We start from the raw sequence: 13,573 nt of genomic DNA, 5'->3' as shown, positions 1-13,573 counted from the left end.
CGGAAGCCCGCGTCGATGGGCTGACCGGTCACATTTCGATTTCGTCCGGGCCGATGAACTCGATCGCCGCCTCGCGCGTGCCGGCGGTCTCTTCGGCAATCTCGCGCACGCGTTCGCCGATGCGCTCGTTGGGTACTTCGACTTCGAGGGTATAGGTTTTCGAACTCATGTCGTCGGAGAGGTTCTGCGAGCTCGAGTCGTCGCGGAAATCGCTCATGAAATCGTCGATTTCCTCGACCCTCTCGACGCGGTCGATGCCGTGGACGGCGGTCAGCACATCGTCGAACACGTCGCGGTCGCCGGTGATACGAAGCTGGATGCGGGGCATGGAATCCTCCTGGGCCGTATGGAACCGATGCTGGCGCGCGGCATGTATGCCGGAAGTGTACGCCGCCGTTACCATGGCGGTTTGACGTTTCCTGCGGCCATGACCATGCCCAAGACCTACGACCAGGCCTATTTCGACAAGTGGTACCGCAGCGCGGAGCATGCCGTGCGCTCGCCGGCGGAGCTGCGGCGCAAGGTGGCGATGGTGCTCGGCCAGGCCGAGTTCTACCTTGGCCGTCCGGTGCGGAACGTGCTGGACGTCGGCTGCGGGGAAGCGCCATGGCGGGCCGAACTGCGCCGCCTGCGGCCCGGCATCGAATACCGCGGGCTGGAGGCGAGCGAGTACGTCGTGGCCCGGTACGGCCGCTCGCGTCATATCGGTTATGCCCGGTTCGGGCAGCTCGCCGAGCTGCGTTTCGATACGCGCTTCGACCTCATCGTCTGCACGGACGTGTTGCATTACCTGAAGCCGGCCGAAATCCGGGCGGGGCTCGTCGGCATCGGGGAGATGGCGGAAGGGCTCGCTTTCCTCGAGGTCTACACCCGCGAGGACGACCCTGGCGGCGACAGGGAGGGGTTCTACGGCCGCTCCGCCCGTTGGTATCGCGAGGCCTTCGACGAGGTGGGGCTCATTCCCGTGGGCTCGCAGTGCTACGCCAGCCCGCGACTGGCCCGCCACGTGGCATCGCTGGAGCGGCTCTAGGCCCGCTGTCCTTACGAGCCCGCGGCGACGGTGAACCAGGCGACCGTCGCCAGCGCATTGTTCGCGGCATGGGCGACGAAGGCGGGCCAGATGGACCCGCTGCGCACGCGCAGCCAGGCGCAGAACAGGCCCACCAGCACGAGGTTGGGCACGGCGTACCAGAGCCAGGCGAGGTCGGGCAGGTGGATCGTGCCGAAGATGAGCGCGGACAGGCCGATCGCCCAGCCGTCGCCGAGGCGGGTGCGCAGGATGGACAGGAGGGCGCCGCGGAACAGGAGTTCCTCTACCGCCGGTCCGATCAGGACGACCACCGGCAGGAGCGCCACTCGCATGCCGATGTCGGCCTTGTCGGCGATGTCGCTGACGGCCTGGCTGACCGTGTGGTCTCCGGCCAGGAGCTGGGTGAGCAGCCCGCCGATGACCGGCGCGGCGACGCCCAGGGCGGAGGCGAGGACGATGAAGCGCCCGGCGGGTGGAGTGAAGCCGAGCCCTGCCGGGCCCGGGTCCGTCGCGCGCGCCGCGCCCCAGCGCCGGAGCAGCAGCCAGGAGACCACGACGGCCGCGCAGAGCACGGTGAGGATCACCACCACGATGAGCCGGTCGGGCGCGGGGGGCACATGGCCGGGGAAGGACCGGGCGATCTGCATCGAGATCCCGCCGAACAGTCCGCCAAAGGCGAACTGGAGACCGAAGTACGCCGCGATGCAGAGGGTCGTCTCGACAACGCCCGGTGTCCGCGGGGGCGCGAGTGCCGTCGGGGAGGGGGAGGCTGGCAGGTAATCGTCGGTCATGCGGCACCCTAGCCGACGGATGGCCGGGGTCGCAACGGCGCTTCCGGCACAGACTGTCATGACCTGTCCTCGAGGCCCTGTATAGTTGACCCTCCCTAAAGGAGGAAAACCGGCGCCACGACGCGTCGCCCCATGTTCGCATTCGACTGGCTAGCCGACCCTTCGGCCTGGGCGGGTCTTCTCACGTTGATCGTGCTGGAGATCGTGCTCGGTATCGACAACCTCGTCTTCGTCGCGATCCTCGCCGACAAGCTCCACGCCCGCCAGCGCGACCACGCGCGTCTCATGGGCCTCGGCCTCGCGCTGGTCATGCGCCTGTGCCTGCTCGCCGCCATGTCCTGGCTGGTGACGCTCACCCGGCCGCTGTTCCAGTGGAACGGCTTCAGCCTGTCGTGGCGCGACGTCATCCTGATCGTCGGCGGCATCTTCCTGCTGTTCAAGGCCACGCTCGAGCTGCACGAGCGGCTGGAGGCTTCCGAGCACGACGAGGGCGGCAACCGCCGCCGCGCGAGCTTCTGGCTCGTGGTGACGCAGATCGTCGTGCTGGACGCGGTGTTCTCGCTCGATTCGGTCATCACCGCCGTGGGCATGGTCGACCACCTGTCGATCATGATGGTCGGCGTCGTGGTGGCGATGGCCCTCATGATCACCGCGAGCAAGCCGCTGACCGCGTTCGTCAATGCGCGGCCGACGGTGGTCATCCTCTGCCTCTCGTTCCTGCTGATGATCGGCTTCAGCCTCATCGCGGAAGGCTTCGGCTTCCATATCCCGAAGGGCTACCTGTACGCCGCGATCGGCTTCTCGATCATGATCGAGGTCTTCAACCAGACGATGCGGCATAACCGCCGCCGCTCGTTGCTGGTGGGCGGCAGGGTCATGCGCGACCGCACCGCCAAGGCGGTGCTGCGCCTGCTCGGCGGCAAGTCCGACGACGAAGGCGACACCGGCAAGGGCGAGGCCGTGGCGGAGCCCGCCGAGACGGCCGTCTTCGGCAAGGACGAACTGGAAATGGTGCAGGGCGTGCTCGACCTGTCGCAGCGACCAGTGCGCTCGATCATGACGCCGCGGACGGAAATCGTGTGGGTCGATCCGGAGGAAGAGCTGTCCGTCCTGCTTGGGGAGGCGCGCGAATCCCCGCACCACTGGATGCTGGTGGCCTATGGCGACCTGGACGAACTGGTGGGCGTGGTGTCCTCACGCGACCTCCTCGCCAGCCTGAACGACCACGGCCGCCTGGACACCGGAACCTTCGTGCGCAAGCCGATCACCGTGCTGGAATCGCTCAGCGTCCTGCGCCTGATCGACGAATTCCGCCGCGCGCCGCTTCAGGTGGCGCTGGTGGTGGACGAATACGGCAGCATCCTCGGCCTGGTCACGCCGGCCGATGTGCTGGAAGTGATCGCGGGCGAATTCCCGGACGAGTCCCGCGAGGGCGACCCCTCCGCGGTCAGCGAGCCGGACGGCGCCTGGCTGCTCGATGCCAGCCTCGATGCGCGCCGCGTGGAGCACCTGCTCGGCCGGCGCCTTCCGGGTGCGGCCGACGCGAGCTTCTCCACCCTGGCGGGCTTCGTCCTGCAACAGCTGGGCCGCCTGCCCACGGCCGGCGACCGGTTCGAGACCGGCGGCCTCGAGTTCGAGGTCACGGCGATGGACGGCGCGCGCATCCAGAAAGTGCGCGTGCTGGCCCTGATCCGCGACGACGAGTAAGAGGCTTTGTGTGGGAGCCGCTTCAGCGGCGATAGGTGCTTGCCGTACCTTTCCCGCTGCCGCGGGATCGCCGGCGTAGCCGGCTCCCACAGAGTTACGGTGCGCCTGTGACGTCTTCGGCGGGTGTCGCGTTGTTTTCCATGATGGCCATGCCGATGCCGCCGGCCGCCATGAGCATCAACGCCGCCCAGGCGATCATGGAGACGATATAGCCGGGGCCGCGGCGGGTGGGGTCGCGCAGGTAGGCCAGCGCATACCACGCACGGCCCGCCAGCCATACCAGCCCGGCGATGCCCGCCCACAGCGGGTCCACGTACTGCGAGGCCAGCCACAGCGCCGGGATGAACATCACGGCGTTTTCCAGGGTGTTCATCTGCACCCGCCAGGCGCGCTCGAAGGCGGGGTCGCCCGAAATGGACGGGGCCTTGATGCCGTAACGTTCACGAGCGCGGCCCACCATCCAGACGGTGGCGAACATCAGCAGGAGGGTAAGCAGGGTGACGACGGCGGGGAGCTGGCTGGTCATGGGGGATCCGGGGGACGACTTCAGCGCCGAAGTTTACCGGCAACGGTCCATGCGATCATGCTTACCGCGTCTCGCTTGGGGCGCATGCGACGGGAGGACGGGCGATGCTCTGGCAGAAGGGCCGTAGAAGCGACAACGTGGAAGATGCCGGCGAAGGCCGGGGCGGCGGGCCGTCGTTCGGCGGCCGTGGGCTTGGCCTGGGCGGCATCGTGATCCTGGCGATCCTCGGCCTCGTCTTCTTCAAAGACCCCACGGCCCTGCTGGGCCAGGGCGATCCCGGCGCGTCGGTCTCGCCGCAGACCCGGGAAGAAGCGCCGCACCGGGCGGCCGCGGACGATCCGCAGGTGGATTTCGTCCGCGCCATCCTTGGCGAGACGGAGGATACCTGGGGCGAGATCTTCGCCGCGAACGGCCAGCAGTACGAGCAGCCGAAGCTGGTGCTGTTCCGCAACGGCGTGCGCACGGCCTGCGGGTCGGCGTCGTCGGCCGTCGGTCCGTTTTATTGCCCTGGCGATCACAAGGTCTACCTCGACCTCGGCTTCTTCCAGGAGATGCAGACGCGCTTCCATGAGGCCGGCGACTTTGCCCGCGCCTACGTGATCGCGCACGAGGTCGGCCACCATGTGCAGAACCTGGTGGGTGTGTTCGACAAGGTGAACGACGCGCGTCGGCGTGGCGCGAGCCTCCAGGGTGCCTCCGGTCTTTCCGTGCGCCAGGAGCTGCAGGCGGATTGTTTCGCGGGCGTCTGGGCGAACCATTCGCAGCAGCGCCAGCACTGGCTGCAGGAGGGCGACATCGAATCGGCGATCAACGCCGCCACCGCCATCGGCGACGACGCGCTGCAGGAGCAGGCCCAGGGCAGGGTGGTGCCGGACTCCTTCACCCACGGGACCTCGGCGCAACGCGTGCATTGGTTCCGCACCGGACTGGAGAGCGGCGATGTCGGCAAGTGCAATACGTTCTCGGGCGCGATCTGATCCATGACGCATCCATGCCTGCGTTGCGGCGCATGCTGCGCGACATATCGCGTGGCCTTCCACTGGCTCGAAACGGATACGGCCGGCGGAATCGTGCCGGCCGCGTTGACCGAACACCTCGACCCGCATCGCGTGGCGATGCATGGCACGAACGCGTACGAACCGCGTTGCAAGTCGCTCGTCGGCGCGGTCGGCGTGGCCGCGCATTGCGGCATCTATGCGCTGCGGCCGTCGCCATGCCATGACCTCAAGCCGGCATGGGAAGACGGCACGCCGAGCCCGCAGTGCGACAGGGCAAGGCTGCGGCACGGCATGCAGCCACTGACGCCCTCGGACTTCCTGTAGGAGCCGCTATAGCGGCGAGGGAAACTCCCTCACCGCTTCAATGCTCCGTGGGCTCTCGCCGCCATAGCGGCTCCTACGGATATCGCTTCTTCTTCAATCGCGCTTGCGGCGCGGCGGCTTGCCGCCGCCCGGGCGCGCGCCAGACGACGGACGGAAGTTACCGCGCGGACGCGGCGGCGCGCCGCTCTGCGGCGACTCCTTGCCGTCCCACTCGCTGATCTTCAGCTGCTGCTGCGCGACCCACACCTTCTTCAGGTGGTTGAAGGTCTCCGCCGGCATACCGTCCGGCAGGTCGATGAGGCTGTAATCGTCGCGGATGCTGACGCGGCCGATGAACTTCGCCTCGACACCGCCTTCGTTGGCGATGGCGCCCACGATATTGCCGGGCTTCACGCCGTGCTCGTGGCCGACCTCGATGCGATAGGTGCGCTTGCCGGTCTCGGTGACGTGCGGACGCGGCTGGCGCATGCCTTCGCGGACCGGGCGGCGGTCGCTGAAATCGCCGCCGTCGCGCGTGGGGCGCTCGCGGTCGTACTCGCGCGGCGGGCGCTCGGTGTATTCGCGCTTCGCCGGCGGCTCCAGCAGCAGCGGCTGGTCGCCCTGGGCGATGCGCGCAAGCGCGGCAGCGATCTCGATCGCCGGCACGTTGTGCTCCTGCTCGAACTTTTCCACCAGCTGCTGGAAGAGGCCCAGGTCGCCCGTGGCCAGCGTATCGGTGATCCGCTGGTTGAACTTGTTCACGCGGGTGTCGTTCACCGCCTCGATGGTGGGCAGCTGCATCTGCTCGATCGGCTGGCGCGTGGCGCGCTCGATCTGGCGGAGCAGGTTGCGCTCGCGCGGCGTGACGAACAGGATCGCCTCGCCGCTGCGGCCCGCGCGGCCGGTGCGGCCGATGCGGTGCACGTACGACTCGGTGTCGTGCGGAATGTCGTAGTTGAGCACGTGGCTGATGCGCTCCACGTCGAGGCCGCGCGCGGCGACGTCGGTGGCGATCAGGATGTCGAGCTTGCCGGTCTTCAGCTGGTCGATCACGCGCTCGCGCTGGGCCTGGGCGATGTCGCCGTTGATGGCCGCGGCGGCGAAGCCGCGCGCCTGCAGCTTGCTCGCGAGTTCCTCGGTGGCCTGCTTGGTGCGCGCGAAGACGATCATCGCGTCGAAGCTTTCGGCCTCGAGGATGCGCGTGAGCGCGTCGAGCTTGTGCACGCCACTCACCCACCAGTAGCGCTGGCGGATGTTCGCCGCGGTGGTGGTCTTGTTCTTGATCGTGACCTCGGACGGGTTCTTCAGGTAGGTCTGCGCGATGCGGCGGATCGGCGCCGGCATGGTCGCGGAGAACAGGGCCACCTGACGGCCTTCCGGCGTGGCCTGGAGCAGCTTCTCGACGTCGTCGATGAAGCCCATGCGCAGCATCTCGTCGGCCTCGTCGAGCACCACGAAGCGCAGGCCGGAGAGATCCAGCGTGCCCTTGTCGAGGTGGTCGATGACGCGGCCCGGGGTGCCCACGATCACCTGGGCGCCGCGCTTCAGGCCCTGCAGCTGCGGACCGTAGCTCTGGCCGCCGTAGATCGGCAGCACCTGGAAGCCCGGCATATAGGTCGCGTACTTCTGGAAGGCCTCGGCCACCTGGATGGCCAGCTCGCGCGTAGGCGCCAGAACGAGGGCCTGCGGCTTGCCGGGTTTCAGGTCGATGCGCGAAAGCACCGGCAGCGCGAATGCCGCGGTCTTGCCGGTACCGGTCTGCGCCTGGCCGATCACGTCGCGGCCGTCGAGCAGGGCCGGGATGGTGGCGGCCTGGATGGGGGAGGGGGTCTCGTAGCCGACCTCGGTCAGCGCGCGCACGACGTTGGCATCGAGGGCAAGCGCGCTGAAACCGGGCAGGGCCGGAGCGTTATCGTTATCGGGGGACATGGCGACCTCAGGGAGGGGCGCGGCGGCACGTTCGGCGCCGGGCAGTAAGACTATTGTAGCAGTGATACGGGTGCTTCGCCGTGGGCCGTGGCCGTATGTCGCGTCGGCGCTACACTCTCCGGTCAGCTTTATGTAAGGGACGGGTCCCATGGCGGCCATCGAGACGGTTTCGGAACAACGCTGCTTCGGCGGCATCCAGGGTTTCTATTCGCACGTGTCGGAGGCCTGCGGCGGCCCCATGCGTTTCGCCGTCTATATGCCCCCGGCGGCCGAAGAGGGGCCGGTGCCGCTGCTCTGGTACCTCGCGGGCCTCACCTGTACGGCCGAAACCTTCACGATCAAAGCCGGCGCGCAGCGCCTGGCCTCGGAACTGGGCCTGGCCCTGGTCATGCCGGACACGAGCCCGCGCGACACCGGCCTGCCCGGCGCCACCGGCGACTGGGAGTTCGGCGAAGGGGCGGGCTTCTACCTCGACGCCACCGAGGCGCCGTGGAACGCCCGCTTCCGCATGTACAGCTATGTGGTGGACGAGCTGCCGCGCCTGGTCGCCGCGAGCTTCCGCCTCGACATGGGCCGGCAGGGCATCTTCGGCCACTCCATGGGCGGCCATGGCGCGCTGACGATCGCGCTGCGCAATCCCGGCCGCTACCGCTCCGTGTCGGCGTTCGCTCCCATCGTGGCGCCCTCGCGCGTGCCCTGGGGCGAGAAGGCGTTTTCGCACTATCTCGGCCCGGACCGCAAGGCATGGGAGCGCCACGACGCCACCGCACTGGTGAAGGGTGGCGCGCGCTTCGACGGCACGATCCTCGTGGACCAGGGCGAGGCCGACGGGTTCCTTGTGAACCAGCTGCAGCCGCAACGTCTCGAGGCGGCCTGCGAGGGAGCGGACCAGCCGCTGGAGCTGCGCATGCATCCGGGCTACGACCACAGTTATTACTTCATCCAGACCTTCGTGGATGACCATCTCCGCCATCACGCGAAAGCCCTCGTCGCATGAGCGAACCGGTCCGCATGCGCACCGCGCGCACGGTGATCCGCCTGCTCGACGTGGAGGAAGCGGAACTGCTGCGGCGCTACCGCGTGGAAAATCGCGAACATCTCGCGCCATGGGAACCGCTGCGCACCGAATCGCATTACTCGCTGGACGGTTGCCGGCAGGCGATCGAGGCGGGCCTCGAGGCGGCACGCGCCGATCGCGGCTACCCGTTCGCCGTGTTGACCCCCGACGCGACCGAGATGATCGGGAGCTTCACCCTCGCCAACGTGGTACGCGGCGTTTTCCAGGCCTGCCACCTCGGCTACGGCATCGGCGCCAGGCACGAAGGCAAGGGCGTCATGTTCGAAGCCCTCGATGCCGCGGTGCGTTACGCCTTCGGCCCGCTGGACTTCCATCGGGTGATGGCCAACTACATGCCGCGCAACGAACGCAGCGGCCGCCTGCTCGAACGCCTGGGGTTCGAGAAGGAGGGCTATGCGAAGCGTTACCTGAAGATCGACGGACTATGGGAGGACCATGTCCTTACCGCGAAGGTCAGGGCCCAGGGATGAACCGCGGCCCGCGGCGAACATCGCCCGCCACGCCCGTCGCTCTTCCCAAGCCAGCAGCAGGTAGATCGCGAGCACCGGTACGTGCGGGCCGAGCGTCTGGCCCTCGGTGACGAAGCCGTAGCCGAAGATGACGACGACGGGCGCGGCCAGCAGGAGCAGCGCGAGCGGGACGAGCCGCGCGGCCATGAGCGCCACGCCTGCATAGACGAAGATCACGCCGATCAGGGGTTCCACGAACCCGCTGGCCTCGAGGCCGGCGAGGAACGTGCGCCCGGCCGCGGTATGCGGGGCCGGGGGCGCCCAGAAGGCGAAGATATGGTTCAGTCCGGAAAAGACGAAGAACGCGCCGAAGACCGTGCGCAGCACGGCGACGCTGTAGCGGTGGACTCGGGACATGCGGGGAACTACCTGGGTGGGGTGGCCTGCCATCCCGCATGATCCCGGTTGCCGCATGGGCGGGCCATCGCCCATACGGCTAGTCCATCACGGCGGGTCGCCGTCAAGCCTTGTTGGTGGCCGGGCCGCGACGCTGGCGGCGGCGCTTGTGGTTGCCGGTGCTCTCGCCGGTGCCCGCCGCCGGATGGCCATGCGGACGATGCGACGACGGGCGGCCGCCATTGCCGGAACCCTGGCGCGACGAGCCGTTACCGCCGGCGCGTCCCTGGCCGCCGCCCTGCTGCGAACGCGGCTGGCGCTGCTGCTGCTTCGGACGCGGCGCGCCGGCGTCCAGGCGCAAGGGTGCGCTCGGCTCGAAACCCGGCAGGTTGCGGATCGAGATGTCGGCCTTCAGCAGGCGGCCGATGTCACGGAGCAGGCCGGACTCGTCGTGGCTCACCAGCGAGATGGCCTGGCCTTCCGCGCCGGCGCGGCCGGTGCGACCGATGCGGTGCACGTAGTCCTCGGCCACCATCGGCAGGTCGAAGTTGATCACGACCGGCAGCTGGTCGATGTCGATGCCGCGCGCGGCGATGTCGGTCGCGACCAGCACCGTGACCCGGCCGCTCTTGAAATCCGAGAGAGCGCGCGTGCGTGCGTTCTGGCTCTTGTTGCCATGGATCGCGGCGGCGCGGATGCCGGCCTGTTCCAGGTGGCGCACGAGCTTGTCGGCGCCGTGCTTGGTACGGCTGAACACCAGCGTCTGGCGACGGCTGTCCTGGGCGAGGATGTGCAGCAGCAGGTCGCGCTTGTTCGCCGCGTCCACGGGGTGCACCACGTGGGTGACGGTGTTCGCGACGGTGTTCGCCGGCGTGGTCGACACCTCGCGCGGCTCGCGCATGAACTGCTGGGCCAGCGCCTTGATCTCCGGCGCGAAGGTGGCCGAGAACAGCAGCGTCTGGCGCTGGCGCGGCACCGCGGCGAGGATGCGCTTCAGCGCCGGCAGGAAGCCCATGTCGAGCATGCGGTCGGCTTCGTCGAGCACGAGCACGTCCACTTTCGACAGGTCCACCGAGCGCTGCTGCATGTGGTCGATCAGGCGACCCGGCGTGGCGACGACGATGTCGACGCCGCGGCGCAGCGCCTGCAACTGGTTGCCCATGCCGACGCCGCCGAAGATCACGGTGCTGGAAAGGCGCAGGTGCTTGCCGTAGTCGCGCAGGTTTTCCTGCACCTGGGCGGCGAGTTCGCGGGTGGGGGTGAGGATCAGGGCGCGGATGGGGCGGCGGCCTTCGGTGCGCTCCTCGCGGGCGAGGCGGTGGAGCAGGGGAAGCGAGAAGGCGGCGGTCTTGCCGGTGCCGGTCTGCGCGGCGGCCATCAGGTCGTGGCCTGCGAGCACCTCGGGAATGGCGGCGGCCTGGATCGGCGTGGGCTTTTCATAGCCGGCTTCGGACAGCGCGCGCAGCAACGCGGGCGCGAGGCCCAGCGAATCGAAAGACATGGGAGAAACACTCCTGCGTGACCCGAGCGTTCCCTGGAACCGCGCTGCGAGTTATGGATTCGGCGGCCGCGAGCCATGACGAAGACAGCAGGCTGGCCGGTGTCGCGCGCGCTTCCGGGGGTGGGGGAACGGGCGGGAGAATCTCCACGCCGGGGGTCCGCAAGGGAGTCGGAGCGCAGGCACGACCGGCCAAGTATACCTTATTGCGACGCACAATGGGGACTGCCCTGTAGGCGCCGCCATAGCGGCGAGAAGCCAACGGAGGGATGAAGCAGTAAGGCAGGCTCCCCTCGCCGCCTGTAGGAGCCGCTATAGCGGCGAGAAGCCAACGGAGGGATGAAGCAGTAAGGCAGGCTCCCCTCGCCGCCTGTAGGAGCCGCCATAGCGGCGAGAAGCCGACGGAGGGATGAAGCAGTAAGGCAGGCTCCCCTCGCCGCTATAGCGGCTCCTACGGGGCAGAGGGTCTACAGGTTGCGCGACGCCGTCATCAGCCAGCTGTTATAAGGCGTGCGCCCGAACAGCGGCTCGAAATCGACCGCGATACCGCGCGGCTCGAGCACCTCGCGGATGTCGTCTTCGGTCGGGAAATACTGCGCCCCGCCCGGAATCCAGCCCACCGCCTTGATGAACCGCTCTTCCCAGACCGTGGCCCTGTATCGCCAGGATCCGTCGCGGATGACGTTGCGCAGGACGAGCACGCCGTCGTCGGCGAGGTGTTCCACGGCGAAGGCGAGCAGTTCGGACTGCCGTTCGCGGGGGAGGTAATGCAGCACGTCGAGCATCGCGACATGACCGCGCAGGGATTGCGGCGTGGCGGCATCCGCTTCGCGCAGGGCGATCTCGTCGCCGAGGCCGGCGCGTTCGGCCGCGTCGCGGCCCATGGCGATCTTGCGGCCGTCATGGTCGAGGCCGACGTAGCCGTCCAGCGCATCGCAGGCATGCAGGTAGTGGCCGAGCAGGCCCAGGCCGCAGCCGATGTCGAGCAGTGGGAGGCGGCGTCCTGCGATCGCCCGCGCCGTGGCCGCGTACACGGGGTCGGTGGCCAGCTTGCCATGGATGTAGATCCGATCGCCGCGCTGCCGGAATCGGGCAGCGATGCGTCGCCTGGTGCGACTGTCGGGAGTCATGCGGATCTCCGTCCGGCAGGAAGACCGGGGCGGCACTGCGCCCCGGCCGTCGGGGCTAGCGCTGCGGCTGTTTCGTGTTGCCCTTGTTGATATAGGTGTCGTATTCGCCCTTGTCCACCTTGCCGTCGTGGTTGGTGTCCGCTTCGTTGAAGTGCGCGCGCAATTCCTTCAGCGCGTCGACGTCCTTGGGCACGTCGGAGCGCCGGATCGAACCCTTGTTGTCCTTGTCCAGGTCGGAGAACGACGGCGCGCCGCTGTCGCCAGGGGTGGCTTGCGGTGGGGCGCCGTGTGCGAAAGCGGCGCCGGTGGCGAGGCTTGCCAGCAATGCGAATGAAACGATCGATCGCGAGTACGTCATCGAGTCCTCCGTCTGTCGTGAGATGGCCAGTGTAGCGAGGCACTGTCATGGCGCCGTGAGGCGCCCGTCGGATAGTAGCGCTGTGCTAGCCTCGGCGCCGCCCGATCGTTGAGGAAAATCTCATGCGCCTTCCCGCCGCGCTGCGCGATCTCGATCACACGCAGCGGCATACCGTGCTCGCCAGCTTCCTGGGCTGGACGCTCGACGCCTTCGACTATTTCCTGCTTACCTTCGTGATCCTGGCCGTGGCCCAGGAGTTCCATGTACCGAAGCAGGACGTCACGTACGGATTGTTCCTGACCCTCGCGGCGCGGCCGATCGGCGCGCTGCTGTTCGGCCGCCTGGCCGACCGTTACGGGCGCCGTCCCGTGCTGATGGTCGACATCGTCCTGTTCTCCATCCTCGAACTGGCGTGCGCCTTCTCGCCCAGTCTCGGCGTGCTGCTGGGCCTGCGTTTCCTCTTCGGTATCGCGATGGGCGGCGAGTGGGGCATCGGCGCCTCGCTGGCGATGGAATCGATCCCATCGACATCGCGCGGTTTCGTTTCCGGGTTGCTGCAGAGCGGCTACCCCTGCGGCTTCTTCCTTGCCGCGCTGGTCAACTGGCTGCTGGTGGACGCGGTGGGCTGGCGCGGGCTCTTCGTCGTGGGCGCGCTGCCGGCGCTGCTGGTGTTGTACATCCGCCGGAAGGTGCCCGAGTCGCCGGTGTGGGAAGGGCGCCGTCACCACGCGCGCGAGAGCGTCTTCGTCTCGATGCGCGGGTACTGGAAGCTGTTCGTCTATCTCATGCTGCTGATGGCGGCGTTCAACATGTTCAGCCACGGCTCGCAGGACATGTATCCCACCTTCATCCAGACCCAGTTGAAGATCCCCGCCGGGTCGGGCACCGCCTTCATGCTCACGGCGCTGCTCAACCTGGGGGCACTGGCGGGTGGGCTGGCGTTCGGGTCGCTGTCGGAGAAGATCGGACGGCGCAAGGCGATCATCATCGCGGCGCTGCTCGCCATCCCGGTCATCCCGCTATGGACCTACGGCGGCTCCCTGCTGCTGCTCGGCCTCGGCGCCTTCCTCATCCAGGTGATGGTGCAGGGCGCATGGGGCGTGGTCCCCACCCACCTCAACGAGCTGGCGCCGGACGCGGTGCGCGGCACGTTGCCGGGTTTCGCCTACCAGATGGGCAACCTGCTGGCCGCGATCACGGCGACCGCCCAGACATGGCTGGCCGAACGGCGGGGGGGGGATTTCGCCTTCGCCATGTCCACCTGGATCGCCGCGGTGGCCATCCTGCTGGCCGTGCTGACCTGGATCGGGCCCGAGGCGCGGGGCATCGGCTTCGGCCGGCGGCCCGAACCGGGTGACGACGGGGCCGGGCACGGCTAAA

At 68.4% G+C, this 13,573-nt stretch carries 15 protein-coding genes; 7 read left to right on the top strand and 8 right to left on the bottom strand.

Annotated features, from left to right (window positions below; genetic code table 11):
* Positions 1-28: 28 nt before the first annotated feature.
* The gene (locus tag HBF32_RS07630; RefSeq protein ID WP_166699081.1) at positions 29-328 is read right to left on the bottom strand and encodes a hypothetical protein; all 300 of its coding nucleotides are present in this window, start codon (positions 326-328) and stop codon (positions 29-31) included.
* 105 nt (positions 329-433) lie between these two features.
* On the opposite strand from HBF32_RS07630, the gene HBF32_RS07625 reads away from it, so the two are divergent.
* A complete protein-coding gene (locus HBF32_RS07625) occupies positions 434-1,030 on the top strand; it encodes a class I SAM-dependent DNA methyltransferase (RefSeq protein WP_166700467.1) in 597 nt (198 codons plus the stop codon).
* Between the two features lie 11 nt (positions 1,031-1,041).
* Here the strand turns inward: HBF32_RS07625 and HBF32_RS07620 are convergent, their stop codons facing one another.
* Complete coding sequence (locus tag HBF32_RS07620; protein WP_166699080.1) at positions 1,042-1,821, bottom strand: CPBP family intramembrane glutamic endopeptidase; 780 nt, start codon at positions 1,819-1,821, stop codon at positions 1,042-1,044.
* A 132-nt stretch (positions 1,822-1,953) separates the two neighbouring features.
* Here HBF32_RS07620 and HBF32_RS07615 point away from each other — a divergent pair, with 132 nt between their 5' ends.
* The gene (locus HBF32_RS07615; RefSeq protein ID WP_166699079.1) at positions 1,954-3,528 is read left to right on the top strand and encodes a TerC family protein; all 1,575 of its coding nucleotides are present in this window, start codon (positions 1,954-1,956) and stop codon (positions 3,526-3,528) included.
* Positions 3,529-3,622: 94 nt separating this feature from the next.
* On the opposite strand, the gene HBF32_RS07610 is transcribed toward HBF32_RS07615, so the two are convergent.
* A complete protein-coding gene (locus HBF32_RS07610) occupies positions 3,623-4,054 on the bottom strand; it encodes an MAPEG family protein (protein ID WP_166699078.1) in 432 nt (143 codons plus the stop codon).
* Between the two features lie 104 nt (positions 4,055-4,158).
* On the opposite strand from HBF32_RS07610, the gene ypfJ reads away from it, so the two are divergent.
* Positions 4,159-5,031, top strand: a complete 873-nt coding sequence (ypfJ, locus tag HBF32_RS07605) for a KPN_02809 family neutral zinc metallopeptidase (protein WP_166699077.1) — start codon at positions 4,159-4,161, stop codon at positions 5,029-5,031.
* Positions 5,032-5,034: 3 nt separating this feature from the next.
* A complete protein-coding gene (locus HBF32_RS07600; RefSeq protein WP_166699076.1) occupies positions 5,035-5,376 on the top strand; it encodes a YkgJ family cysteine cluster protein in 342 nt (113 codons plus the stop codon).
* A gap of 93 nt (positions 5,377-5,469) precedes the next feature.
* On the opposite strand, the gene HBF32_RS07595 is transcribed toward HBF32_RS07600, so the two are convergent.
* A complete protein-coding gene (locus HBF32_RS07595) occupies positions 5,470-7,284 on the bottom strand; it encodes a DEAD/DEAH box helicase (RefSeq protein ID WP_166699075.1) in 1,815 nt (604 codons plus the stop codon).
* A 157-nt stretch (positions 7,285-7,441) separates the two neighbouring features.
* Here HBF32_RS07595 and fghA point away from each other — a divergent pair, with 157 nt between their 5' ends.
* Together fghA and rimJ are read left to right on the top strand one after the other, a co-directional pair.
* Complete coding sequence (gene fghA, locus HBF32_RS07590) at positions 7,442-8,281, top strand: S-formylglutathione hydrolase (RefSeq protein ID WP_425482233.1); 840 nt, start codon at positions 7,442-7,444, stop codon at positions 8,279-8,281.
* Positions 8,278-8,832: a ribosomal protein S5-alanine N-acetyltransferase gene (gene rimJ, locus HBF32_RS07585; protein WP_166699073.1), complete on the top strand. Its 555-nt coding sequence runs from the start codon at positions 8,278-8,280 to the stop codon at positions 8,830-8,832. The genes fghA and rimJ overlap by 4 nt, the downstream gene beginning before the upstream one ends.
* Here rimJ and HBF32_RS07580 read toward each other — a convergent pair.
* The 4 genes from HBF32_RS07580 to HBF32_RS07565 form a co-directional block, all read right to left on the bottom strand.
* A complete protein-coding gene (locus tag HBF32_RS07580; protein ID WP_166699072.1) occupies positions 8,785-9,228 on the bottom strand; it encodes a DoxX family protein in 444 nt (147 codons plus the stop codon). The two genes, rimJ and HBF32_RS07580, sit on opposite strands and share 48 nt — an antisense overlap.
* A gap of 103 nt (positions 9,229-9,331) precedes the next feature.
* The gene (locus HBF32_RS07575; protein WP_166699071.1) at positions 9,332-10,708 is read right to left on the bottom strand and encodes a DEAD/DEAH box helicase; all 1,377 of its coding nucleotides are present in this window, start codon (positions 10,706-10,708) and stop codon (positions 9,332-9,334) included.
* A gap of 464 nt (positions 10,709-11,172) precedes the next feature.
* Positions 11,173-11,835, bottom strand: a complete 663-nt coding sequence (locus HBF32_RS07570) for a class I SAM-dependent methyltransferase (protein WP_166699070.1) — start codon at positions 11,833-11,835, stop codon at positions 11,173-11,175.
* 55 nt (positions 11,836-11,890) lie between these two features.
* Positions 11,891-12,193 (bottom strand): EF-hand domain-containing protein, encoded by a 303-nt coding sequence (locus tag HBF32_RS07565; RefSeq protein ID WP_166699069.1) that lies wholly within the window; start codon positions 12,191-12,193, stop codon positions 11,891-11,893.
* A 122-nt stretch (positions 12,194-12,315) separates the two neighbouring features.
* On the opposite strand from HBF32_RS07565, the gene HBF32_RS07560 reads away from it, so the two are divergent.
* Positions 12,316-13,572: an MFS transporter gene (locus tag HBF32_RS07560; protein WP_166699068.1), complete on the top strand. Its 1,257-nt coding sequence runs from the start codon at positions 12,316-12,318 to the stop codon at positions 13,570-13,572.
* Position 13,573 lies beyond the last annotated feature (1 nt).

Source organism: Luteibacter yeojuensis (assembly GCF_011742875.1).
Taxonomy (GTDB): Bacteria; Pseudomonadota; Gammaproteobacteria; order Xanthomonadales; family Rhodanobacteraceae; genus Luteibacter; species Luteibacter yeojuensis.
This window is presented reverse-complemented; position numbering and strand designations above follow the sequence as displayed.

Excerpts from the sequence above, each read along its gene's own strand:
- HBF32_RS07625 (WP_166700467.1), top strand. The coding sequence starts at position 434 with ATGCCCAAGACCTACGACCAGGCCTATTTCGACAAGTGGTACCGCAGC.
- HBF32_RS07570 (WP_166699070.1), bottom strand. The coding sequence starts at position 11,835 with ATGACTCCCGACAGTCGCACCAGGCGACGCATCGCTGCCCGATTCCGG.
- HBF32_RS07565 (WP_166699069.1), bottom strand. The coding sequence starts at position 12,193 with ATGACGTACTCGCGATCGATCGTTTCATTCGCATTGCTGGCAAGCCTC.
- HBF32_RS07595 (WP_166699075.1), bottom strand. The coding sequence starts at position 7,284 with ATGTCCCCCGATAACGATAACGCTCCGGCCCTGCCCGGTTTCAGCGCG.
- HBF32_RS07580 (WP_166699072.1), bottom strand. The coding sequence starts at position 9,228 with ATGTCCCGAGTCCACCGCTACAGCGTCGCCGTGCTGCGCACGGTCTTC.
- rimJ (WP_166699073.1), top strand. The coding sequence starts at position 8,278 with ATGAGCGAACCGGTCCGCATGCGCACCGCGCGCACGGTGATCCGCCTG.
- HBF32_RS07560 (WP_166699068.1), top strand. The coding sequence starts at position 12,316 with ATGCGCCTTCCCGCCGCGCTGCGCGATCTCGATCACACGCAGCGGCAT.
- HBF32_RS07575 (WP_166699071.1), bottom strand. The coding sequence starts at position 10,708 with ATGTCTTTCGATTCGCTGGGCCTCGCGCCCGCGTTGCTGCGCGCGCTG.
- HBF32_RS07630 (WP_166699081.1), bottom strand. The coding sequence starts at position 328 with ATGCCCCGCATCCAGCTTCGTATCACCGGCGACCGCGACGTGTTCGAC.
- HBF32_RS07615 (WP_166699079.1), top strand. The coding sequence starts at position 1,954 with ATGTTCGCATTCGACTGGCTAGCCGACCCTTCGGCCTGGGCGGGTCTT.
- HBF32_RS07600 (WP_166699076.1), top strand. The coding sequence starts at position 5,035 with ATGACGCATCCATGCCTGCGTTGCGGCGCATGCTGCGCGACATATCGC.
- ypfJ (WP_166699077.1), top strand. The coding sequence starts at position 4,159 with ATGCTCTGGCAGAAGGGCCGTAGAAGCGACAACGTGGAAGATGCCGGC.
- HBF32_RS07610 (WP_166699078.1), bottom strand. The coding sequence starts at position 4,054 with ATGACCAGCCAGCTCCCCGCCGTCGTCACCCTGCTTACCCTCCTGCTG.
- HBF32_RS07620 (WP_166699080.1), bottom strand. The coding sequence starts at position 1,821 with ATGACCGACGATTACCTGCCAGCCTCCCCCTCCCCGACGGCACTCGCG.